The sequence below is a fragment of the Mycolicibacterium sp. Y3 genome, assembly GCF_051188035.1.
GTDB lineage: Bacteria > Actinomycetota > Actinomycetes > Mycobacteriales > Mycobacteriaceae > Mycobacterium > Mycobacterium fluoranthenivorans.
Genome location: NZ_JAVQLT010000001.1, coordinates 5,868,809 through 5,891,752, shown reverse-complemented (window position 1 = coordinate 5,891,752; position 22,944 = coordinate 5,868,809). Strand labels below are relative to the sequence as shown.

Genomic DNA, 22,944 nt, shown 5'->3' with positions numbered 1-22,944 from the left:
CGGTTCTCCGCATATTGACGGAGAGGTCATTATTGCGTTTGCAAATAACTCGGAACGGCGAGAGGAATCTCGGTGACGGTTCTCTCAGGTTGCGTTAAGGTTCCGGAATCGCCCTGATTCGGCGATATCGCTTATGTCTGAAGATCATTCGCGGGGGATTGATTTGCAGCACCGTACCGAGCGTGACAAGCCACAATGCCTGGTGATCATTCCGGCCTACGGGCGCGTCGAACTCACCCATGCCGTGTTGTCGGATATCCGTGCCCAGGCGTCTCGACCCGATGTCCTGGTGGTCGACAACGGGGGTGGGTACGTGCCGCTCGGCGGTGAAGAGGTCATCCGACCCAAGGGGAACATCGGGTGGGCGGGCGCCTCCAATCTCGGCTTCCGAGTGGCGTTTTCCAGTGGATACCGGGTGGCGTTGACGCTGAACAACGACACGAGGTTGTCTTCGGGCTTCTTCGACGGCGTGCTGGATCCACGGCTGCCCGGCGATATCGGCCTGCTGTCCCCGTTGTACGACCAGGGATCGTGGGGGGCGCAGGTTTCCGAATACAAGGGCCCCGCTTCGCAATACCGTCCTCGTGACTACTACCGCAGCGTGGCCGGGATCGACGGAACGGCGATGGCGTTCTTCGCCGATGCGTGGGCGGCGGTCGGCGATCTGGACTGCAGGACGTTCGGCAAGTTCGCCTGGGGGGCGGATGTCGACTTGTGTATCCGCGTGCGTGAGGCCGGCTTCGGCATCTATGTCACCGAGCGCTCATTCGTCAATCACCTGGGCAAGGTCAGCGCCTCGGAATGTCACGGCAGGCGGCGTTACACCAACACCGCGCTGCTCGACATGCGACGCGGTATGCGCCGGCAGTACGGCCGGTACAAGCTGGCGGAGATCAAACACGTTGAGGCCGTGCGCTATCCGCTGCGCGACCGTTCCACTGCGGATCTGTCCGGCTAGCCTTCGCGCGAGAGGGTGCTCGTCAGCTCGGACTGCGCGTGCGCACCGCCGAAGGAGGCCTGCATCCGGAGTGCTTCCAGGGCGGCGGACTCGCTTCGGGGGAACATCACCGCCTCGTAGGCCGTCAGCGCCGCCTCGGTGTCGCCCGGGTGGGCGGCGAGCGCCGCGCCGAGTTGGGCGCCGTCCATCATCGCCAGGTTCGCGCCCTCGCCGGACGGCGGCGACAGGTGGGCGGCGTCGCCGAGCAGCGTCACGCCAGGGGTGCGATCCCAGCGGTGATCGGTCGGCAGGGTGTGGATCATCCGGACCGTCGGTCCCGCGTCGCAGTCGGTGATCAACGCCGTGAGTTCGGGTGCCCAGCCGTCGAATTCGGCTGCGACGCGGGCGGTGTCGGTGAGGTCGACGGCCGCGATCCATTCGGCGGGCCGGTGCAGCGCGACATAGGCGTGCAGCACGGCGTTCGGCTCACGATGGGCGCCGATCCACTTGCCCGGCGCGACGGCGAACATCGAGCCCGCGCCGACCGCCGCGGCGGCGCCGGGGTGACGCGTATCGGCGTCGTGCAGATAGGTCTCGACGAACGTCATGCCGGCGTAGCCGGGTGCGGCGTCCGAGACCAGTGGTCGGATCTTCGACCATGCGCCGTCGGCGCCGACCAGCAGTTCGGTATGTACCGAGCCGCCGTCGGTGAAGCTCAGCTCATGCCGGCCGGCGCCGAGCGGTCGGGCGCCGGCCACTTTGTGGCACCACCGCACCGTGTCCCCGGGCAGTGAGTCGAGCAGCACCCGGCGCAGTTCACCGCGCAACACCTCGGGACGACGGCCGGCGCCATCGTCGGGCTCGTCGATGAGCACCGTGCCATCCGGCGCCAGCAGTCGGTCCGCCTCGGCACCCACGTGGATGATCGCGCGGAATTGTTCGGTCAGTCCGGCCAGTTCCAGCGCGGGCTGACCGGTGTCGTGATGAATGTCGAGCTGTCCGCCCTGGGCGCGGCTGCCCGCGGACGACTCCGCCTCGTACACCGTGCTGGGGATGCCGTGCACGTGCAGCACCCGCGCCAGCACCAGACCGCCGATGCCTGCGCCCACGATCGTCACGTGCGTCGTCATCCAGCCCCCTTTGGAACGTTGTTCCAATCAGGTTGGAACAACGTTCCAAACATGTCAAGATGAGGTGTGGCCGAACGCCGGACGGATGCCCTGTCGAAGGAGCGCATCGTCGAGGCGGCGATCGAGATACTCGACACCGACGGCGAGGGCGCGCTGACCTTCCGGGCGCTCGCCGCCCGACTGGCCACCGGCAGCGGGGCGATCTACCACCACATCCCAGACAAGAACGCGCTGCTCGCTGCGGCGGCCGACAGCATCGTCACCCGCGCCATGGCCGGGGTGGCCGGCGATCTGGCGCCGGCAGACGCGATCCGGGCCATCGCGGTGGGTCTGTTCGATGCGATCGACGAGCATCCCTGGGCCGGTGCCCAGCTGCACCGCCACCCCTGGTCGGCACTGCTGCAGATCTTCGAAGGTATCGGCGGCCGGATCCGGGCGCTCGGTGTTCCCGAAGCGGCACAGTTCAATTCGGCATCCGCGCTGATGAACTACATCCTGGGCGTCGCGGCGCAGAACGCCGAGAACGCCCGGTCACAGGTGGCCGGGGCGGACCGCACCGCGTTTCTCGCCGACGTGGTGCGGCAGTGGACACGCAACGACCCCGCGCGGTACCCGTTCGTCCACTCGGTGGCCGCCCAGCTCTGCGATCACGACGACCGCGAGCAGTTTCTGGCCGGAGTCGACCTGATCCTGGCGGGGATGGACACCCTGAGCTAGTTGTTCTTCAACCACAGGTCGACGCCGTTGTCGACGAACACCCGCAGCAGCGTGCTCCACACCGGTTCGCCGATCGCCGCCCTGGCCCCCTGATACGGGGCCAGGACGAACCGGAAACCGCCTTCCTCCGGTGTGCCGAAACCGCCGCGCAGGCAATCGGCCAGGGCGTCGAGGTTCGACCCGAAATAGCCGCCGTCACCGTTGACCGCGCGGCCGACCTCGGTGTAGAAGTCCGCTGCCGACCCGATCCGGGACCCGTCGATCCGGTACGTCTTCACACGCCTCCGATCAGGCAGAACGATTCGTAGTGATCGCCGGTGTAGTAGAACTCGGGCGGCCGGATCAGGGGTTGCCCACCGGTGATGATGCGGCGGGTGCCGCGGTTGGACTGGCCCGGGGTGGGCACCGTGTACTCGTGGTAGTAGCCGCGCTCCCGCTTGGGCAGCCTGCCTTCGTAGTTGCCGAACACCACACCGTCGTTGCGGGGGTAGGGGAACGGGCCGCCGGACTCGATGCGGTGCACCGTCTCGCCGGCCTGCGGGGGCAGGCCACCCAGCTCGCACGTGCCGTCCGCGTGGGTGGCTGTCGGGGTGGCCGTCGGAGCAGTGGTGGTGCAGCCGGCCAACAGGCCGCACACCAGTGCCGCCACCGCCGCCGCCCGCATCGGCACGACGCTAGCAGGCCGGATTTCAGATCATGGTGATCCGATCAACCCCATCTGGAATGCACCTGGCGCGGACACGTTAGACATGACGTGATGACCGTTCCGCTCTCCGTTCTCGACCTCGCGCCGATCAGCGCGGGCAGCGACGCGGCCACGGCACTGCGCAACACCGTCGACCTGGCCCAGCACGCCGAACGGTGGGGCTACCGCCGGTACTGGTTGGCCGAGCATCACTATGTCGCGGTGGCCAGCTCGTCGCCTGCGGTGCTGATCGGCCAGATCGCCGCGGCGACTCGCACCATCCAGGTGGGCGCGGCCGCGGTGCAACTCGGATACACCACCGCCATCGCCGTGGTCGAGAGCTTCGGCATCCTGGACGCGTTCTACCCGGGCCGGATCGATCTGGGGGTCGGCCGGTCGGGCCAGCGCCGCACCGAGTCGCTGCGGGAAGCACCGAGCGCCCCGAAGCCGCCCAGAGAACGGCACGTGGTGGACGGCGTGGTGGTGCCCGCCCCGTTCGATGTCGGCGCGTTGATGCGCACTCCGCGGCTGCGGGCGATCATGGCGACCCTGCAGCAACCCGATGCGGTCTCACCGGATTTCGGTGAGCAGGTGGCCGATATCGTGGCGCTGCTCGGCGGTACCTATCAGACCGGGGGATTCGAGGCGCATGCCACCCCCGGTGAATCGACATCGTTGCGGCCGTGGATCTTCGGCAGTTCCAAAGGTCAGAGCGCCCGGGTGGCCGGGGAGCTCGGACTGCCTTTCGTCTCCGCGTACCACATCGTCCCGTCCACCGCACTCGAGGCGATCGACGCGTACCGCAACGCTTTTCAGCCGTCCGCCGAGCTGTCCGAACCGTATGTGGTGGTGTCCGCGGATGTGCTGGTCGCCGACGACGAGAAGACCGCGCGCCATCTGGCCGGCAGCTACGGCCACTGGGTGCATTCCATCCGCGCCGGAGGCGGTGCCGCCCCGTATCCGGACCCCGACACCGTGGCCCCACTGACCGAGGAGCAGCTGGCCCTAGTGCAGGACCGGATCGACACCCAGTTCGTCGGTGATGCCGATCAGGTGGCCGACCGGCTGGCTGCGTTGCAGCGTGTGACCGGCGCCGACGAACTCGTCATCACCTCGGTGACCCACCGCCACGAGGACAGGCTGCGGTCCCATGAGCTGATCGCCAAGAGGTGGGCGAGCTAGGCTCGTGTCGTGTCGCAAACGACCGTCGGGCTGCTGATCCTGGCGGCGGCCCTGTTGACGGCGCTGGCCGGGGTCGGCCTGCGTCTCGTCGTCGGCCGCAACAGCGATTCCCCTGGGATGCGACGGACCGTGATCGCCTTGCGTGGCAATGTGATCGGCCGGGTGCTGTTCGGCCGTGTCCTCACCGACCCGTTCGACGACGATGAGCTGGACGGGATGATCCTGATGCCGGCCATCGTCTTGGCCTGCGGACTGTTCCTGACCGGGGTGTTCCTGCTCGGTTATGACGTGCTCACGTGAGGCGGGTGCACAGCACCGCCAGCGCGTCGTTGGTGGCGTGGACACCGGCCGCGCCGATCGTCGCGGTCAGCCGGGACCGCAGTTCGCCCTGTTCGGATTGAGGCAGCCGCAGCACATTGGAGTAGGTCGTCACCAGATCCACCCAGTCCCCGCACGTGTAGTGCGGGTGCTCGACATAGCGCCGGCGTTCACCTGACAGGCCGGCGGCGGCGAGCAGCGGGTCGAGGTGCGCGCCCTCGATATCGGTCGAGGGCCGCTGCCATTCCTCGAGGATGCCCTCGTAGGCGCGGCCGAGTTCGGCCGGGCTCGGGGTGATGGGCACGATGCGGTTCCACAGCAGTGCCAGCCGGCCGCCGGGGGCCAGCAGGGTGCGGACCTTGCGCAGCCCCGCTTCTGGATCCACCCAGTGAAACGACTGCGCGAAGACCACCAGGTCGAAGGTGCGGTCCATGGCGTCCCAGTCCTCGAAACTGGACACCTCCACGGCGAGGCCCTTCCGTGCGGCGATCCCGGCCATCTGCGGATCGGGTTCCACCGCCAGCACGTCGGCGCCCGCGTCGCGCAACTGCGCGGTCGCGATACCGGTGCCCGCCCCGACATCGAGCGCCCGAATGCCTTGGCGCTCAACCAGATCCGCGATGAGTGCGGCGGGGTAGCGCGGGCGGTGCCGGTCGTAACGCGCGGCGGCGGAGCCGAACGAGTTCGCCCGCTCCCGGTCACGATGGACCGGCGCCCGGCCGGTCACCGGGCGGCCTGCCGGACGGCGTCGCGGACCGCGCCGCGCCACACCGGTCCGTGACCGGGGAGCACCACCTCGGTGTCGAGCATGCCCAGCGCGTCCAGGCTGCGCAGGCAGCTCTGCTGATCGTGGTTGAACAGGCCGGGCAGCAACTGCGGACCTCGTCGCGAGCTCAACGGGTGCCCCGTCACCAGGGCGTCGCCGCTGACGAGCACGCCGTCCACCAGATAGGAGCAGTGCCCCCCGGTGTGGCCGGGGGTGGGGATGGCCGTCGGGGTGCCCGGCAGGGTGGCCGCGATGTCCTCACCCAGGGCCTGGGTGCCCGGAATGCCTTCCTTGGTCAGCGCGCCTTTGCCGATGATGGCGGCCGTCCAGGCCAGGTACCGGGGCTGCCAGATCCGCGTCACCAGATCGATCGGCGCCACCTGCTCCAGGTATTCGCGCTTGGCGTGACCGACCTCGGCTGCGTGCGTATACACCGGTGTGCCAAGGGTTTTGGCGAAACCGATGGCGGAACCGAAATGGTCGACGTGCGCGTGGGTGAGCAGGAAGGCGCGCACGTCCTGCATCTGGAAGCCGAGCCGGCGCACCGATTCGACGACGTCCCCGCGTTGACCCGGATAGCCGGCGTCGATGATCAGCACACCGTTGCCGTCGGTCACCAGCGTCCAGTTGACGAGGTCGGTCTGCACGAAATGCACGGTGTCGGTGACAGCTGTCAATTCGATCGAGGCGCCCACCGGGTCGAGTCTAGGCGGGCCCCTGGCCGGGGCTTGGGAATAGAAGTGCAGGGCAGGGAGTAGAAAAGACACGTGGCTGAACTCAAATTGGGGTACAAGGCATCAGCGGAACAGTTCGCTCCGCGCGAACTCGTGGAGTTGGCCGTGGCGGCAGAGGCGCACGGCATGGACAGCGCCACCGTCAGCGACCACTTCCAGCCGTGGCGGCACGAGGGCGGACACGCCCCGTTCTCATTGGCATGGATGACGGCGGTCGGCGAGCGCACCGAACGGTTGGTCCTGGGCACCTCGGTGCTGACCCCGACCTTCCGGTACAACCCGGCGGTCATCGCCCAGGCATTCGCCACGATGGGCTGCCTGTATCCGGACCGGATCTTCCTCGGTGTCGGTACCGGGGAGGCGCTCAACGAGATCGCCACCGGTTACGAGGGCGAGTGGCCGGAGTTCAAGGAGCGCTACGCGCGGCTGCGCGAGTCGGTCCGCCTGATGCGCGAACTGTGGCTCGGCGACCGCGTCGACTTCGACGGCGAGTTCTACAAGACCAAGGGCGCCTCGATCTACGACGTGCCCGAGGGCGGTATCCCCATCTACATCGCCGCGGGCGGGCCGCAGGTGGCCAAGTACGCGGGCCGCGCGGGCGACGGTTTCATCTGCACCTCGGGCAAGGGTGAGGAGCTCTACAAGGACAAGCTCATCCCGGCCATGCGCGAAGGTGCCGAGGCCGCCGGGAAGAACGCGCAAGATATCGACCGGATGATCGAGATCAAGATCTCCTATGACACCGACCCGGAGCTGGCGCTGGAGAACACCCGATTCTGGGCGCCGCTGTCGCTGACCGCCGAGCAGAAGCACTCCATCGACGACCCGATCGAGATGGAGAAGGCCGCCGACGCACTGCCCATCGAGCAGGTGGCCAAACGCTGGATCGTCGCATCGGATCCCGACGAGGCCGTCGAGAAGGTGGCCGACTACGTCAAGTGGGGCCTGAACCACCTGGTGTTCCACGCGCCCGGTCACGACCAGCGCCGCTTCCTCGAACTGTTCAAGCGGGACCTGGAGCCCCGGCTGCGCAAGCTGGGGTAGTGACCGGCGGGCTGGAGCGAAGCGACCGGGGAATGATCAGGCGCTCACGATGCGCTCCACCATGCCGTCGTCGGCCCGGCGTTCCCGTGCCGGGTGTGCGTGGGCGACGGCGGACACGGTGGCGGTGAGCCGCACCCGGTCCGCGCGGAACAGGTCGTAGGCGTACTCGAACGGCCTGCCGGCCGCGTCGCGGGCCACCCGGGTGATGGCCAGCAGCGGTTTGCGATGCGCGATGTCCAGCCACTGCGCCTCGCGCGGACTGGCGCTGACCACTTCGATGGTCTCGTTGGTCGTGGCCGGCACCAGGCCGTAGCGCACCCGCAGCAGCTCGTAGAGGGAACCACCCAGGGGCTGCTCCAGCAGATCACCGACCTGCTCGGTGATGAAACAGGACATGTCCACCGACAGTGGTACCCCGTCGGCGTAGCGCAGTCGCCGGATGACGAAGACCTCGGCTTCCTCGGCGATCTCCAGCGCCGCGGATTCGGCGACGGTGGCCGGCCTGCGGTCGGTGGCCAGCACCTTGGTGGCGCTGGTGTGGCCGCCGCTCTGCAGGAGCGCGGGCAGCCCGGCCTGTTCGGCGGCGCCGCGCTGCACCATATCCGCGCGGATGAAGGTGCCGCCGGCGCGACCGGTGCGCCGTTCCAGCACGCCGGCCTGGCTCAGGGGTAGCAGCGCGCTGCGCAGCGTCGCACGCGACACCACGAACCTCTCGGCCATCTCCCGCTCGGTGCCCAGCCGCGAACCCGGCCGCAATGCCCCGCTGGACAGCATCGACAGAATGCGCCGGCGCACATCCTCGGCGACCGCACCTCCCGCCGTCTCTTCCATGGTCAGGCCTCTTCCGCGATCAGTTGACGATCGCATCCAGGGATTCGGGAAGCACCTGACCGCCGTCGACGGCGATGGACTGACCGGTGATGTAGGCCGCCTCGGCGGTGGCCAGGAAGGCGGCCAGGTGGCCGATGTCCTCCGGGGTGCCCAGGGCGCCGGCCGGAATGGACCGCGCCATGCTGGCGATGTACTCCTCGCCGTTTTCCATCATGCCCTCACTCATGATGTTGCCGGGCAGGATCGCGTTGACGGTGATCTTGTGCGGCGCCAGTTCGATCGCCGCGGTGCGCATGAACCCCAGCTGCGCCGCTTTGGTGGCCCCGTAGTGCGACCAGCCCGGGTAGCCGGTGATGGGCCCGGTGATCGACGAGGTCAGGATGATGCGGCCGCTCCCGGAGGCGATCAGCGCGTCCAGGCAGGCCTGCACCGCGAAGAAGGTGCCATTGACGTTGATGCCCATGATCTCGTTGAGCTGCTCCGGGGTCATGGTGGCCAAGGGCGCATCGGGGAAGATCCCGGCGTTGGCGCACAACACGTCCAGGCCGCCGAAGGCCTCGATGACCGTCGCGGCCATCTCGGTACAGGACTGCCGGTCGCTGACATCGACGCGAACCCCGACGACCTTCCCGGGTCCCAGCTCGTCGAGGGCGGCGACGGTCTCGTCCAGGCCGGCCGCCGAGCGTGCCGCGACGGCCACGTCGGCCCCGGCGCGGGCGAAGACGCCGGCGATCCCGCGGCCGATTCCCTTGCTGCCGCCGGTCACCAGTACCGAGCGGGACTGCAGGTCGAACATGTGTCTCCTTAACGTAACCAGGTGTGATCGTCGAGATAGCGCTCGGCCAGCCGGGCGGTCCCGACGGCGTAGCCGGGACCGATCGCGATGGCCGCGTCGGCGTCGGCATGTGAGGCGATCCACGCGGTGAGCTGGATGCGCCGCAGCATGACGAATGTCGGGATGAGCGCCAGATGCTGCTCGGGCAGCGTGCGCACCTTGGTGTACCCGCGCAGCCACTCGGCCACTATGCGCTCGGCTTCGGGGGTGTCCTCGATCCATGACACCACCGCGCCCAGATCTGCCAGGTGCCAGCCCCACCCGGAATCGTCGAAGTCGATCACGGTGATCCCGTCCGACGGTGCCGCCGGGTCGACCATCAGGTTCGACAGCCGCAGGTCCGCATGGATCAGCCCGAATCTGTCCGCACCGGTACCGAATTCGGAAAGTTCTTCGGTGACGCGATGTACCGCACGCGTGATGGATGCCCGGTCGGTGTCGGCGAGGGCCGATGCCTCCCGCCAGTCGCCCCATCGCGCACCGGGGCCGAGGATATCGTCGAGATCCCAGCGGAACCGGGTGAATCCCACCGGCATGGGCCAGCCCTGCACGTGTTCGTGCATGATCGCCGTCAACTCGCCCAGGGTCGCGAACCCGACGGAGTCCGGGACCTCCTCGGCGGTGCAACCCGGGATCACGGTGACGGCGTCGACATAGAGGTGACGGTCGCCCACGATGGCGGTCACCACCTCGTCACCGGCGCAGGAGTGCACCAATTCGGGTGTCTTGACCGCGGTTTCGGTGCGCAGGGCGCCCATCCAGGCCAGCTCCGAGCGGATGGCCTCCAGTGAGTGATATCCGGGCCGGTGTACCCGCAGCACGATCGGGTCGTCGTCGCACACCAGGTAGGTGGCGTTCTCGGACAGACTCAGCAGGCGCAACGGGGTATCGAGATCGCGCCCATAGGCGGGGAGTGCCGCCCGGGCGAAGCGCTCATGGTCGGCAGGCAATCCCGGCATGCCGACCAGTGTGGGCCAAGTATCGACCCAAAGCAGACCAAATAGCCGAGATTTACCTCGCTGTTGCAAAAGCTGCCAGGCTCGAAACGTGCCGGAAACAATGCGTTGTGACGACTGAGTTTCCCAGTTGACCAAGCAATCTCGACGAGGTAACAATGGCCGACGTTGCAGTTCGTCACCGACATCGGCGCCGGTGACATTCGGATACCAGACCAAATAATGGTCACCAGAAATGCCCTCAGATTGGGATTCAATGAGCGAGATCATCGATCCACCGGCGCCCGCGGGCGCCGACACCATCCAGCGCCTCAAACCGAACGCGGTCGGGCTGGTCGGTGTGCTGTTCATGGCGGTCGCCACCGCTGCACCGATCACCGCCATGGTCGGCAACGTGCCGATCTCGGTCGGCTTCGGTAACGGCGCGTACGCGCCGGCCGGCTATTTCGTCGCCACCATCGTGCTGACCCTGTTCGCCATCGGCTACGCCAAGATGAGCAAGCACATCACCGCGACGGGTGCCTTCTACGGTTACATCTCACACGGCCTGGGACGCATCGTCGGGTTGGGTGCGGGCTTCTTGACCGCGCTGGCGTACATGGTGTTCGAGGCGTCGTTGATCGGCATCTTCTCCTTCTTCGGCAACGACCTGTTCTCCTCCCTGTTCAACGTGCACGTGCCGTGGATCGTGTTCGCGTTGGTGATGCTGGCCGTCAATGCCCTGCTGACCTACTTCGACATCAACCTGGCCGCCAAGGTGCTCGGCGTCTTCCTTGTCACCGAGATCGTCATGCTCGCGCTGATGGCGTTCTCGGTGCTGTTCACCGGTGGCGGCCCGCAGGGCTGGTCCTGGGGTTCGCTCAACCCGCTCAACGGTTTTCACAGCCTGTCGGGTGTCGTCACGGGCGCCGACGGTTCCACGATCGCCGTCGCCGGCTCCGCGGGTGTCGGCCTGTTCTTCGCGTTCTGGTCCTGGGTCGGTTTCGAGTCCAGCGCCATGTACGGCGAGGAGTCGCGTAACCCGAAGAAGATCATCCCGATCGCCGTGGTGAGCTCCGTCATCGGCATCGGTGTGTTCTACGTGCTGGTGTCCTGGCTGGCGATCGTCGGCACCGGGCCCGAGAACGCCGTTGCGCTGGCACAGGATTCGGCGACCGCGGGCAACATCTTCTTCAACCCGGTGCACGAGCACCTGGGCCAGTGGGCCGTGGACCTGTTCAAGATCCTGCTGATGACCGGTTCGTTCGCCTGCGGTATGGCGTTCCACAACTGTGCGGCCCGCTACCTGTACGCCCTGGGCCGCGAGGATGTCGTGCCCGGTATGCGCAAGACCGTCGGTGCCACCCATCCGGTGCACGGTTCTCCGCACGTCGCCGGCTTCGTCCAGACCGGGTTCGCCACCCTGGTGGTGCTGTTCTTCGAGGTGACCGGTCGCGATCCCTACACCGGCCTGTACGGCCTGATGGCTCTGCTGGGCACGACGGCGATCATGATCGTGCAGGCACTGGCCGCGTTCTCGGTGATCTCGTATTTCCATGTGCAGAAACGTCATCCCGAGACCGCCAACTGGTTCAGCACCTTCCTGGCTCCGCTGCTCGGTGGGCTCGGCATGGTCTACGTGATCTACCTGCTGGCCATCAACGCGTCCTTTGCGGCGGGAACGGCGGCCTCGGACTGGGTGTTCGCGGCCATCCCGTGGATCGTCGGCGTGGTCGGGATCGGTGGCCTGCTGTGGGCCGTCTTCCTGAAGTACAAGGAACCCGCACGGTACGCCGAACTGGGTCGTACCGTGTTGGAAGAAGCTCACGAGCGCTGACGAAGACGCTGACAAGAATCATGGCATTTTCCAACATCATGGACTCCAACAGCTATCAGGGCGGTCAACAGGACGACCCCCTGATAGCTGCTCGGGGCCGGATGCTGGGACCGGCGTACCGGCTGTTCTACGAACGGCCGGTACATCTGGTCCGCGGCCAGGGCACCCTGTTGTATGACGCCGATGGGCGCGACTATCTGGATGCCTACAACAACGTCGCCAGCGTCGGGCACTGTCACCCGCACGTCGTCGACGCGGTGACGCGGCAGCTGGGCATGATCAACACCCACACCCGGTATCTGCACGAGGGGATCGTCGACTACTCGCGCCGGCTGCTCGCGAGCATGCCGGAAGAGATCGACCAGGTGATGTACGCCTGCACCGGATCTGAGGTCAACGATCTGGCGCTTCGGGTGGCCCAGACCTACACGGGGGCCACCGGGGTCATCATCACCAGCGATGCCTATCACGGGAATACTGCTGCGGTGACGGCGATTTCACCGTCCATCGGCGGTGCGGCAGCCGTCGGCGCACATGTCCGCACGGTTGCCCCCGACCTGGCCGGGGTGCAGGCCGCCATCGCCGACCTGCAGGAGTCCGGTCTCGGGGTCAGCACACTGATCGTCGACACCATCTTCTCCTCGGACGGTATCTACCCGGACCCGTCGGTGCTCGAGCCGGCGGTGGCCGCAGTGCGGGCCGCCGGCGGGGTGTTCATCGCCGATGAGGTGCAGCCCGGGTTCGGGCGTACCGGCGAGGCCATGTGGGGGTTCGAGCGCCACGGTGTGGTGCCCGACCTGGTCACCATGGGTAAGCCGATGGCCAATGGGATGCCAGTGGCGGCGATGGCGGCACGTTCGCAGGTATTGGACGAATTCGCGCGCGGAATACCGTATTTCAACACGTTCGGCGGGAATCCGGTGTCGATGGCTGCGGCGTCGGCGGTGCTCGACGTGATCGAGGACGAGAAGCTGGTCGCCAATGCCCTGGAGGTGGGCACCGCACTGCGCGAGGAGCTGGCCCGGTTGGCGGGTACCCGTGAGGAGATCCGTGAGGTGCGTGGCGCTGGTTTGTACGTCGGGGTCGAGGTGGACGGCCGTGACACCGCGCGGCGGCTGGTGAACGCGATGCGGGAGCGCCGGGTGCTCATCTCGGTGTGCGGGGCGCACGGCGACGTGCTCAAGATCAGGCCGCCGATGGTGTTCTCCCTGGCCGACGTGGACCGGTTCTGCACGGAGTTCGAGGCGGTGCTGGCGCAGCTGTGACTCCCGGGCACGTGGTTGCGGCGTGCGAGGGCCACTCCAGCGCGCAGGTTTAGTCGCCTGTCAAGATCCAATTCCTTTGCAGCAGTAGATCTGTGGATGAATCGGCGACTGTGGATAACGTCGGTACCTGTCGGTGGCTCGTACTAGTGTTCGAATCATGGAAGGCGTCGGCGATCTCGCGGTCATCGTGGACAAGCTGTCCACGGCTGCGTTCGACGAGGTCCCCGTCGCCGAGTTGCTCGAGGTCCAGTCTGCGCTGGAGCAGGTGTACCGGAGGCTGCCCGCGGTTCAGCACCGAGTCATGGCGGCGGTGAAGGCACAGTCCAGCCCGGCCGAGCTCGGCATCCGTAGCTGGGCCGATGTGCTGTCCATCCGGTTGCGCATCTCGAACACCGAAGCCTGCCGGCGGCTCGCCGAGGGCGAGCTGCTGGGACCGCGGCGGTCGATCGCCGGCGAACCACTGGAGCCGCAGTATCCGGCGACGGCGGCCGCGTTGGCGCGCGGTGAGCTCTCGGCCGAACATGTCCGCATCATCACCCGGACGATGAAGAAGATCCCGCCCCGAGTCGATGCACAGACCCGTGCCCAAGCCGAGGCCGATCTGGCCGGGGTCGCGTCGATTCAGGCCCCCGAGGCGCTGCGCGGGGCGGCGTCGTTACTCCTGGAGTTGCTCGATCCCGACGGGCCCGAACCCAACGACGAGGACGTCGTCGATCGGCGCGAGATGTTCCGCCAGCTGATCCTGGGCCCGCAGGATGCCGACGGGCTGAGCGACCTCCGTGCCAAGATCACCCCGGAATTGCGTGCCTATCTGGAGCCGGCCCTGGGCAAGCTCGCGGCCATGGGCATGTGCAACCCCGCGGACGAAACTCCGATCACCAAAGGGACCCCGTCGGCCGAGGCGGTCGCCGCCGACACCCGCAGCCTCGGGCAGCGCCAGCACGATGCGTTGATGACGATCGCTCGCACGGCCCTGACCTCGGGGGAGTTGGGTGAGCACAACGGGCTGCCCGTCACCGTCGTCGTGAGCACCACCTTGACCGAGCTGGAGGACGCCGCGGGGTTCGCGCGCACCGGCGGCGGCTCGAAGCTGCCGATGGGCGATCTGATCCGGATAGCCGGCCACGCCCGGCACTATCTGAGCGTCTTCGACGGGCATACGGCGGTGCCGCTGTATCTGGGCCGGGCCAAGCGGACGGCCTCACCAGGGCAGCGGTTGGTGCTCCACGCCCGCGATCGCGGGTGCACGTATCCCGGCTGCCGCGTCCCGGCGTACCTGTGCCAGAGCCATCACGCCGAAACCGACTACCGAGCAGGCGGAAAAACCGACATCCCGAACTTGGGGTTGGCCTGCGGGCCGCACAATCGGCTGGTCAAAGAGGGTGGCTGGCAGACCCGCATCGGCAAGGGCGGCCGGGTCGAATGGATTCCGCCACCGCAGTTGGATGCCGGCCCGCCTCGGGTCAACCCCCTTCACCACCCCGAAGATCTCCTCAGACCCGGGGAGGACCCATGATGAGTTGGCTCACGTTCACTCATTTGGTTGGCTCTACCCATGGCTGCGTCCGCGATCTACATCGCCTCACCCGAGGGTGACACCGGGAAGTCCACCATTGCGCTCGGAATCCTGGCGCGGCTGGCGGCCACCGTCGCCAAAGTGGGCGTGTTCCGGCCGATCGCCCGCTCCGAGGGCGAGCGGCGCGACTACATCCTGGAACTGCTGCTGGCCCACACCACGGCCGGGCTGAGCTACCAGGACTGTGTCGGGGTCAGCTACCAGCGCCTGCACGAAGACCTCGACGGCGCCATCACCGAGATCGTCGAGCGCTACCACGAGGTGGCCGCCCAGTGCGATGCCGTCGTGATCGTCGGCAGTGACTACACCGATGTGGCCAGCCCCAGTGAGCTGGCGGTCAACGCGCGGATCGCGGTCAACCTGGGCGCCTCGGTGGTGCTGTCGGTGCGGGCCTCGGACCGCACCCCGGACGAGGTGACGCAGGTCGTCGAGCTGTGTCTGGCGGAGCTGACAGCCCAACACGCACACACCGCGGCGGTGGTGGCCAACCGATGCGACCCCGCGCAGCTGACCGCCCTGATCGACACCTTGGCCGCCGCGCTCACCCCGAACGGCCCGAAAAGCTATGCGCTGCCCGAGGAGCCGCTGCTGGTCGCACCGTCGGTCGCGGAACTGCGTGATGCAGTGCAAGGCACCCTGACCGACGGTGACGAGGCGCTGCTGAGCCGTGAGGCGCTCAGCGTGCTGGTCGCCGGTATGACGGCCGAGCATGTGCTGGAACGCCTGAGCGACGGTATGGCCGTCATCACCCCCGGCGACCGCTCCGATGTGGTGATGGCGGTGATGGGTGCGCATGCCGCCGAGAACTTCCCGTCCCTGGCCTGCCTGATCCTCAACGGCGGACTGGAACTGCACCCGGCGGTGGCCAAACTGGTCGACGGGCTCAACCTCCGGCTGCCGGTCATCGCCACCGAGGCGGGTACCTATGACACGGCGCGGGCGGTGGCCAAGGTTCGCGGACGGGTGACGGCGACCTCGATTCGCAAGATCGACACGGCCCTGGCGCTGATGGAGTCCCATGTGGACACCGCGGATCTCCTTGCTCAGCTGGCCATTCCGATCCCCGAGGTGATCACCCCGCAGATGTTCACCTACCAGCTGCAGGACCGGGCGCGCAGCCACCGCAAACGCATCGTGCTGCCCGAGGGCGACGACGACCGGATCCTGAAGGCCGCCGGCCGGTTGCTGGCGCACCGGGTGGCCGACCTCACCATCCTCGGCGACGAATCCGCGGTGCGGGCCCGGGCCGCCGAGTTGGGCGTCGACCTCGACGGTGCCCAGCTGATCAACCCGCGCACCAGCGAGCTGTGCGACCGGTTCGCCCGCCAATATGCCGAACTGCGCAGCAAGAAGGGGGTCACCGTCGAGCAGGCCCGCGAGATCATCCATGACGTGTCGTACTTCGGCACCATGCTGGTGCACAACGACATGGTCGACGGCATGGTCTCGGGTGCGGCGCACACCACCGCGCACACGGTGCGCCCGGCTTTCGAGATCATCAAGACCCAGCCCGGGGTCTCGACGGTGTCGAGCATCTTCCTGATGTGTCTGGAGGACCGGGTGCTCGCCTACGGCGACTGCGCCATCGTGCCCGACCCGACCTCCGAACAGCTCGCCGATATCGCGATCTCCTCGGCGCGGACCGCCGCGCAGTTCGGCATCGCCCCGCGGGTCGCCATGCTGTCGTATTCGACCGGTACCTCGGGTACCGGTGCTGATGTCGACAAGGTCAGGGCCGCAACAGAACTGGTGCGTGAGCGGGAACCGGACCTACTGGTGGAGGGCCCCATCCAGTACGACGCCGCGGTGGAACCGTCGGTGGCGGTCACCAAGATGCCGGACTCCCCGGTGGCCGGCCAGGCCACGGTGCTGATCTTCCCGGACCTCAACACCGGCAACAACACCTACAAGGCGGTGCAGCGCAGCGCGGGGGCCATCGCGATCGGCCCGGTGCTGCAGGGGCTCAACAAACCCGTCAACGACCTGTCCCGAGGTGCGCTGGTGGAGGATATCGTCAATACCGTGGCGATCACGGCGATCCAGGCGCAGGGCAAATGAGCGTACTGGTGCTCAACTCCGGGTCCTCCTCGGTGAAATACCAGGTGCTGGAGGCTGATTCCGGCCGCTCACTGTGCAGCGGCATCGTGGAACGCGTCACCGACTACAGCGCCGCCTTGCGGGAGGTCTTCGACGCCCTGGCCGCGGCGGGGGTGCACACCGACGACCTGGTGGCGGTCGGGCACCGGGTGGTGCACGGCGGGCGCCGCTTCTATCAGCCTGCCGTCATCGACGACGAGTTGCTGGCCAAGATCGACGAGCTGGCGCCGCTGGCCCCGTTGCACAACCCGCCGGCGGTGCTGGGTATCCGCGAGGCCCGCAAGCTGCTGCCCGGACTGCCCCATATCGCGGTGTTCGACACCGCGTTCTTCCACGATCTGCCCGCGGCCGCGGCGGAGTATGCCATCGACCGCGAGGTGGCCGAGCGGTGGCACATCCGGCGGTACGGTTTCCACGGCACGTCGCACCGGTATGTCAGCGAACAGGCCGCCCTGTTCCTGGACGCGCCGCTGGACTCGCTGAATCAGATTGTGCTGCACCTGGGTAACGGCGCCTCGGCCTCGGCGATCGCCGGCGGCCGGGCGATCGACACCTCGATGGGCCTGACCCCGATGGAGGGCCTGGTGATGGGCACCCGGTCGGGTGACCTGGACCCCGGCATCATCATGTACCTCTGGCGCGCCGCCGGGATGACGGTCGAGGACATCGAGAGCATGCTCAATCGCCGCTCCGGAGTGTACGGGCTCGGCGGCGAGACCGACTTCCGGGAACTGCACAAACGCATCGATGCCGGCGACGACGACGCGCGCCTGGCCTACGAGGTGTACATCCACCGGCTGCGCAAGTACATCGGCGCGTACCTGGCGCTGCTGGGCCGTGCGGATGTCATCACCTTCACCGCCGGGGTGGGGGAGAACGACGCACTGGTGCGTCTGGACGCGCTGACCGGATTGTCCTCGCTGGGAATCGAACTCGACGAGACGCTCAACAGTGCACCGGAGCGGGTGGCCCGGCGCATCTCGGCCGACAAATCGCCCACGACGGTGCTGGTCATCCCGACCAACGAGGAACTGGCCATCGCCCGCGCCTGCGCGGCCCTGCTGGAGGGGTAGCCGTGCGCCTACAGCGCATTCACCACGTCGCGGTGATCTGCTCGAATTACGCGGTGTCCAAACGCTTCTACACCGATGTCCTGGGGCTGACGGTGATCAGGGAGGTGTATCGCGCCGAACGCGGCTCGTACAAGCTGGATCTGGCGCTGCCCGACGGCACCCAGATCGAGCTGTTCTCCTTCCCGGATCCGCCGCGGCGGCCGAACGGGCCCGAAGCGCAGGGACTGCGGCACCTGGCCTTCGCCGTCGACGACCTCGACGCCACGGTGCGTGACCTGGAAGCCGAAGGTGTTGCGGTGGAACCGATCCGCGTCGACGAGCACACCGATCGCCGCTACACCTTCTTCAAGGACCCCGACGATCTTCCGCTGGAACTCTACGAAGTCTAGAACGTGCTCATCGGTCGCACGCTGTTGGCCAGGTCGACCAGTGCGTACCGGTGCGCCTGGGTCGGGGCCACCCGGGCCAGGCTGCGCAACGACGCCTCCACGCCCAGTTGCAACCCGTGCTGGGTGAACGGGAAACCCAGAATGTGGTTGGTGCTGGCCGTATTGTCGGCCAGCCAGTCCATGGCGGTGCCCAGCACCAGCGCGCGGATCTGGAGCACCCGTGGTTCGCTCTCGGGCAGTGCTTCAACCCGCCGTGCGGCATCGCGGATCTGCTGCTCGGACACCTCGTTGATCGACCGGCCGGACAGCAGCGTCACCGCACTGGTCAGTCGCGCGGTGGTGAAATGCCGCGAGGTGGCGGGCACCAGATCCAGGGTGCGCACGGCGTCGTCGCGATCCCCATCCGCCGATTGGGCGCGGGCCAGGCCGAAACCGGCGGAGATGATCCCGTTGTCGGTGCGCCACACCGTCTCGTAGAAGCGCCGCTCATCGGCGGTGCCGGCCAGTTCGGCCGTGGCGGCAAGTGCCACCTTCGGCGCCAGCTCGCCGGGCAAGGTGTCGAGCACCTCGGTGAAATACTTGGTGGCCGTCTCGAAGTCGGCGGTCAGCAGCGCCGCCACGCCGCGGAACCAGACCAGCCGCCAGCGCCAGCCGATCCGCTCGGCCAGATCGTCGAGCTTGCGGGTGGCCTTGGAGACGTCGCCGAGATCGAGCAGGGCGCGCACTTCCATCAGTGGCAGTTCCACCGACTCGGACAGGTCGATACCCTCGGAATCCAGGGTGCCGTGCCGGGCGGCGCGCAGCGAATCCAGGGTCTGCACAGGCTGACTGAGCACCGTGGCGGACAAGATCGGCGCGCCGACATCGGCCGGATCGACCAGGGGCACCTGCAGGGCTTTGACGATCTCGGGGGCGGTCAGCTTCGCCGAATGCACCTGACCATCCCGGTAGACATCGGTGTGTGCGACCAGCAGGTCCACCCCGAAGGTGGATCGCGGCGGGCTGAACACCGTGGACAGGCCGGGCCGGGGCACCCGGGTGTCCTGGGCGACCACTTCGCGCAGCACACCGAGCAACTGGCCGGACATCTCCTCGGCGCTGGTGAAGCGGCGCCGGGGGTCCGGGTCGATGGCCCGGCGCAGCAGCCGGCCGAACGAATCGTAGGTGGTCAGCACCGGATCGTCGTCGGGCAGCCCCTCGACGTAGCGGCCCTTGCGGGTACGCAGGTTCAGGGTCAGCGCGGCCAGCGTACGGCCCACGGTGTAGATGTCGGTCTGCACCGTCGGGCCGGTCCGCACGATCTCCGGTGCCTGGTAACCCGGTGTCCCGTAAAGGAATCCGAACGAGTTGATCCGGGATACCGCGCCGAGGTCGATCAGCTTGAGCTGCTCCTCGGTGACCATGATGTTCTCGGGCTTGAGATCGTTGTACACCAGCCCGAGCGAGTGCAGGTAGCCCAGCGCCGGCAGGATCTCCAGCATGTAGGCGATCGCCTGCGCGACAGGCAGTCTGGTTCCCTTGCCCTGCTTGAGCGAGGTACCGCCGACGTACTCCATGACGATGTAGCCGACGGGATCACCGTGCTTGTCGGCGTGTTCGACGAAGTTGAAGATCTTGACGATGGCCGGGTGGGTCACCTCGGCCAGGAACTGGCGTTCGGCCATCGCGGTGGCCTGCGCCTCGGCGTCGCCGGAATGCACCAGGCCCTTGAGCACCACCGGGCGGTAGTTCACGTTGGTGTCGAACGCCAGGTACACCCAGCCCAGGCCGCCGTGTGCGATGCAGCCCTTGATCAGGTACTGGTCCACCACCATGTCACCGGGACTGAGTTGCGGCAGAAACGAATACGCGCTGCCGCAGTAGGGGCAGGTGCCCTCCGAACGGGCCGGCGTGCCGTCCTTGGCAGAGGCGCGTCCCACCCGTTTGCCGCAGTTCCAGCAGAACCGTTTCGACTCGGCCACCACCGGATTGGTCATCAGCGCGGCCAGCGGGTTGCGTTCGGTCACCCGCGGGATCTCGACCAGTCCACCGCCCAGGCGGCGGGTGGGGGAGCGCGGCCGGGTCGCCGCCGTCAGGTGTTCGGTCGGTTCGGTGGTGGCGGTCCCACCAGAGGATCGGGCGAACCGCTCCGAATCCCCGAAGTCCGGGCGGTATACGGCCTGGGTGGCCATCGGCCGCACGGTCGCCACGGAGTCGCTGTCGAAGTCCTCGAACTCCTCCAGGTCGGCCAGGCTGGCCGGCCGGGTGCCGGGGTCGTCGGGTTCGGTGCCTGTGTCGGGGTCGGCCATCAGTCCACGTACCTCGCCACCGGAGGCGCGGGTGTCGGACCCAGCACGGTCAACCACTTGCGGTACAACGTGTTCCACGTCCCGTCCCGGCGGATACGTTCCAGGGTGCCGTTGACGAAGCGGACCAGGCCGGGATTCTCCTTGCCGATCCCGATTCCGTAGGGCTCCTCGGCCATGCTCGGGCCGACGATGTGCAGGTACGGATCCTGGCTGACCAGACCGGCCAGGATGGTGTCATCGGTGCTGACCGCGTCGACCTGGCGCTGTTGCAGGGCGACCAGACAGTCCGCCCAGGTCACCGTCTCGACGATGACCGGCGGCGGATCGATCTGTTTCACCCGTTCCAACGATGTGGTGCCGGTCGCCGCGCACACCCGCTTGCCCGCCAGATCCGCGGCCTGTCTGATCTGTGAATCGCGCGGGGCCAGGATGCGCTGGTTGGCCGAGAGGTACTCGGTGGAGAACGCCACCAGCTCCTTGCGCGCGCAGGTCATGCTCATGGTCTTGACCACGATGTCGACCTGGTCGTTCTGCAGTGCGGTGAGCCGGTCGGCCGACGAAAGGATGCGGTATTCCACCTGCGACGGGGTGCCGAAGATATCGCGGGCCACCTCGCCGGCGATATCGACGTCGAAGCCGGTGATGGTTCCCGTGATGGGGTCGCGGAAGGAGAACAGATTGCTGCCGATGTCCAACCCGACGATGAGCCGGCCACGGTTGCGGATCTTCTCCACGGCCTCTTCGGCCTGCCGGCGGTCCGGGAACGGGCGCAGGCTGGCGGTGCGGTCGCAGTGCTCGGTGCGCGCGGGGGCCGGCGACGGATCCGGAGCCAGCTGCTGCATCCCGGCCGGGGTCGGGGGAGCCAGCGTCACCTCCGGGATCGGTGCCGCGGGTGCGCTCTGGGAGCAGCCCGCGACGACCAGCGTCGCGGCCAGCACACACCAGATCTTGTTCATCAGCGATACTCACTCAGCCGGGGCCACAGGCCCAGGGTGACGGCGATCGCCGCGATCACGCTCAGTGCCGCCGCGCCGACCGTCGCCCCCGACAGCACCCGGCGGGCGTTGAGGATATCGGTGCGCAGCTGGTTGCGGCTGTCCGCGATGCCCTTGGTGAGTGCCTCGTCGAGCTTGCCGAACGCGGGGGTGGAGTCGTCCTCGCCGGTGCCCAGGGCCACCTGCGTGGCCGCCTGGTAGTCGCCGACGGCGATATAGGCGTTGATCCGGTCGTCGGCGGCCCGCCACTTGCGCAGCAGCTGCTCGGCATCGACGAGATCGCCCTTGTTGACGTCATCGCCGCTCAGGTAGATCGACAGCTGCTGTTGCATGGCGTCGATGCGTTGGTAGTAGGACTGCTTGCGCACGTCCACATCGCCGCGGCGCACCAGGGCCAGGGTCTCGTCGGCGCGGGCCTGCTGCGCCGTGATCGCCATCGTGGTGACCGTCTTCAGCGATTGCGCCGCAGTGTTTTTCGCACTGCGGCTGTCGGTGGTCGAGATGACCAGTGCGGTACCCACCCAGACCACCATAATCAGCACCGCCAGTCCGCCCGCGACGAAACCGATGTTGACCCGCCGCCGGGTCCGCCGGGCCAGCCAGCGGTTGGCGAACAACCCGAACAGGATGGTGGCGGTCACCACGATGATGACCGAGGCCGGGATGCGCGCCGAGGCGGCGGTCTCGGTGTCGACGCGTGCCGAGGTGGCCTCGTAGAGCCGTTGGGCATCAGGCAGGATCTGGGTCTGCATCAAGGCCGACGCCTCGGACAGATAGGCCGAACCGACCGGATTGCCGGCCCGGTTGTTGGTGCGGGCCGTCTCCACCAGCCCGGTGTAGATGGCCAACTGCCCGTTGACCCGGCCGAGCAGCTGGATCATCGGCTCGTCGGTCAGCCCGCTGGACGCCCGGGTGACGGCGACCGAGGCATCGGTGATGGCCTGTTCGTAGCGCTGCCGGACATCGGTGGGTTCCGCGCCGGCGATGAACGCCGTGGCCGCGGCGGCGTCGGCGACCGAGAGCGTGGTGTAGAGCTGACCGGCGGCGAAGGACAGCGGTTCGGTGTGGTTGAGCACCGTCGTCAGCGCCTGCTGACGGTCGCCGACGGTGCGTGACGTGGCGAACGCGCAGGCGATGACGAGCGCGGACAGCACCACACCGATGGTGAGGATGCGGCCCGGGGTGGTCCACAGGAACGCCCACCGCGGATGTGCAGGGGTGGCCGGCGACCGTGAGGCCAGCGGTTCGGTCGACGGATGCGCCAACTCCACGGTCACGGGTGCGCGAACCTCCCTCACAGAGTGGTTTGG

At 67.7% G+C, this 22,944-nt stretch carries 22 protein-coding genes; 11 read left to right on the top strand and 11 right to left on the bottom strand.

Annotation, left to right across the window (positions count from 1 at the left end):
• Positions 1–202 precede the first annotated feature (202 nt).
• Complete coding sequence (locus tag QN239_RS28890; RefSeq protein ID WP_499015595.1) at positions 203–958, top strand: glycosyltransferase family protein; 756 nt, start codon at positions 203–205, stop codon at positions 956–958.
• On the opposite strand, the gene QN239_RS28885 is transcribed toward QN239_RS28890, so the two are convergent.
• Positions 955–2,067 (bottom strand): FAD-dependent oxidoreductase, encoded by a 1,113-nt coding sequence (locus QN239_RS28885; RefSeq protein WP_499015592.1) that lies wholly within the window; start codon positions 2,065–2,067, stop codon positions 955–957. The two genes, QN239_RS28890 and QN239_RS28885, sit on opposite strands and share 4 nt — an antisense overlap.
• Before the next feature lie 66 nt (positions 2,068–2,133).
• Here QN239_RS28885 and QN239_RS28880 point away from each other — a divergent pair, with 66 nt between their 5' ends.
• Complete coding sequence (locus QN239_RS28880) at positions 2,134–2,784, top strand: TetR/AcrR family transcriptional regulator (RefSeq protein ID WP_499015590.1); 651 nt, start codon at positions 2,134–2,136, stop codon at positions 2,782–2,784.
• On the opposite strand, the gene QN239_RS28875 is transcribed toward QN239_RS28880, so the two are convergent.
• Both QN239_RS28875 and QN239_RS28870 read right to left on the bottom strand, forming a co-directional pair.
• On the bottom strand, positions 2,781–3,062 hold the full coding sequence (locus QN239_RS28875; protein WP_499015589.1) for a barstar family protein: 282 nt from the start codon (positions 3,060–3,062) through the stop codon (positions 2,781–2,783). The genes QN239_RS28880 and QN239_RS28875 overlap by 4 nt on opposite strands.
• Positions 3,059–3,448: a guanyl-specific ribonuclease gene (locus tag QN239_RS28870; RefSeq protein WP_499015587.1), complete on the bottom strand. Its 390-nt coding sequence runs from the start codon at positions 3,446–3,448 to the stop codon at positions 3,059–3,061. The genes QN239_RS28875 and QN239_RS28870 overlap by 4 nt, the downstream gene beginning before the upstream one ends.
• A gap of 93 nt (positions 3,449–3,541) precedes the next feature.
• Here QN239_RS28870 and QN239_RS28865 point away from each other — a divergent pair, with 93 nt between their 5' ends.
• Both QN239_RS28865 and QN239_RS28860 read left to right on the top strand, forming a co-directional pair.
• Positions 3,542–4,651, top strand: a complete 1,110-nt coding sequence (locus tag QN239_RS28865; protein ID WP_499015585.1) for an LLM class flavin-dependent oxidoreductase — start codon at positions 3,542–3,544, stop codon at positions 4,649–4,651.
• A 9-nt stretch (positions 4,652–4,660) separates the two neighbouring features.
• Positions 4,661–4,951: a hypothetical protein gene (locus QN239_RS28860; RefSeq protein ID WP_090358807.1), complete on the top strand. Its 291-nt coding sequence runs from the start codon at positions 4,661–4,663 to the stop codon at positions 4,949–4,951.
• On the opposite strand, the gene QN239_RS28855 is transcribed toward QN239_RS28860, so the two are convergent.
• Positions 4,944–5,696, bottom strand: coding sequence for a class I SAM-dependent methyltransferase (locus QN239_RS28855; RefSeq protein WP_499015582.1), 753 nt, complete (start codon positions 5,694–5,696; stop codon positions 4,944–4,946). The two genes, QN239_RS28860 and QN239_RS28855, sit on opposite strands and share 8 nt — an antisense overlap.
• The gene (locus tag QN239_RS28850) at positions 5,693–6,430 is read right to left on the bottom strand and encodes an MBL fold metallo-hydrolase (RefSeq protein ID WP_499015581.1); all 738 of its coding nucleotides are present in this window, start codon (positions 6,428–6,430) and stop codon (positions 5,693–5,695) included. Before QN239_RS28850 ends, QN239_RS28855 begins: the two co-directional genes overlap by 4 nt.
• Before the next feature lie 72 nt (positions 6,431–6,502).
• Here QN239_RS28850 and fgd point away from each other — a divergent pair, with 72 nt between their 5' ends.
• Complete coding sequence (gene fgd, locus QN239_RS28845) at positions 6,503–7,513, top strand: glucose-6-phosphate dehydrogenase (coenzyme-F420) (protein WP_499015580.1); 1,011 nt, start codon at positions 6,503–6,505, stop codon at positions 7,511–7,513.
• 36 nt (positions 7,514–7,549) lie between these two features.
• Here the strand turns inward: fgd and QN239_RS28840 are convergent, their stop codons facing one another.
• From QN239_RS28840 to QN239_RS28830, 3 genes are read right to left on the bottom strand one after another with little or no spacing between them, the layout of a single operon-like run.
• Entirely contained in the window at positions 7,550–8,344 is a 795-nt protein-coding gene (locus QN239_RS28840) for a GntR family transcriptional regulator (RefSeq protein WP_499015578.1), read from the bottom strand.
• Between the two features lie 19 nt (positions 8,345–8,363).
• Positions 8,364–9,140, bottom strand: coding sequence for a 3-oxoacyl-ACP reductase FabG (fabG, locus tag QN239_RS28835; RefSeq protein WP_499015577.1), 777 nt, complete (start codon positions 9,138–9,140; stop codon positions 8,364–8,366).
• Positions 9,141–9,148: 8 nt separating this feature from the next.
• Positions 9,149–10,138, bottom strand: coding sequence for a phosphotransferase enzyme family protein (locus QN239_RS28830; protein WP_499015575.1), 990 nt, complete (start codon positions 10,136–10,138; stop codon positions 9,149–9,151).
• A gap of 253 nt (positions 10,139–10,391) precedes the next feature.
• On the opposite strand from QN239_RS28830, the gene QN239_RS28825 reads away from it, so the two are divergent.
• The 6 genes from QN239_RS28825 to gloA2 all read left to right on the top strand — a co-directional run bounded on the left by QN239_RS28825 (position 10,392) and on the right by gloA2 (position 18,351).
• Positions 10,392–11,951 (top strand): APC family permease, encoded by a 1,560-nt coding sequence (locus QN239_RS28825; RefSeq protein ID WP_167156375.1) that lies wholly within the window; start codon positions 10,392–10,394, stop codon positions 11,949–11,951.
• A 20-nt stretch (positions 11,952–11,971) separates the two neighbouring features.
• Positions 11,972–13,216 (top strand): aspartate aminotransferase family protein, encoded by a 1,245-nt coding sequence (locus QN239_RS28820; RefSeq protein WP_499015573.1) that lies wholly within the window; start codon positions 11,972–11,974, stop codon positions 13,214–13,216.
• Between the two features lie 157 nt (positions 13,217–13,373).
• Positions 13,374–14,732, top strand: coding sequence for an HNH endonuclease signature motif containing protein (locus tag QN239_RS28815; protein ID WP_499015572.1), 1,359 nt, complete (start codon positions 13,374–13,376; stop codon positions 14,730–14,732).
• A 39-nt stretch (positions 14,733–14,771) separates the two neighbouring features.
• Positions 14,772–16,850, top strand: coding sequence for a phosphate acetyltransferase (gene pta, locus QN239_RS28810; RefSeq protein WP_499015569.1), 2,079 nt, complete (start codon positions 14,772–14,774; stop codon positions 16,848–16,850).
• Positions 16,847–17,962, top strand: coding sequence for an acetate kinase (locus tag QN239_RS28805; RefSeq protein ID WP_499015568.1), 1,116 nt, complete (start codon positions 16,847–16,849; stop codon positions 17,960–17,962). Before pta ends, QN239_RS28805 begins: the two co-directional genes overlap by 4 nt.
• Positions 17,963–17,964: 2 nt before the next feature.
• Positions 17,965–18,351, top strand: a complete 387-nt coding sequence (gene gloA2, locus QN239_RS28800; protein WP_499015566.1) for an SMU1112c/YaeR family gloxylase I-like metalloprotein — start codon at positions 17,965–17,967, stop codon at positions 18,349–18,351.
• On the opposite strand, the gene QN239_RS28795 is transcribed toward gloA2, so the two are convergent.
• From QN239_RS28795 to glnX, 3 genes are read right to left on the bottom strand one after another with little or no spacing between them, the layout of a single operon-like run.
• Positions 18,348–20,639, bottom strand: coding sequence for a serine/threonine-protein kinase PknG (locus QN239_RS28795; protein WP_499015563.1), 2,292 nt, complete (start codon positions 20,637–20,639; stop codon positions 18,348–18,350). The genes gloA2 and QN239_RS28795 overlap by 4 nt on opposite strands.
• A complete protein-coding gene (locus QN239_RS28790) occupies positions 20,639–21,595 on the bottom strand; it encodes a glutamate ABC transporter substrate-binding protein (protein ID WP_499015561.1) in 957 nt (318 codons plus the stop codon). The genes QN239_RS28795 and QN239_RS28790 overlap by 1 nt, the downstream gene beginning before the upstream one ends.
• Entirely contained in the window at positions 21,595–22,911 is a 1,317-nt protein-coding gene (glnX, locus tag QN239_RS28785; protein ID WP_090358836.1) for a protein kinase G-activating protein GlnX, read from the bottom strand. Before glnX ends, QN239_RS28790 begins: the two co-directional genes overlap by 1 nt.
• Positions 22,912–22,944: the final 33 nt, after the last annotated feature.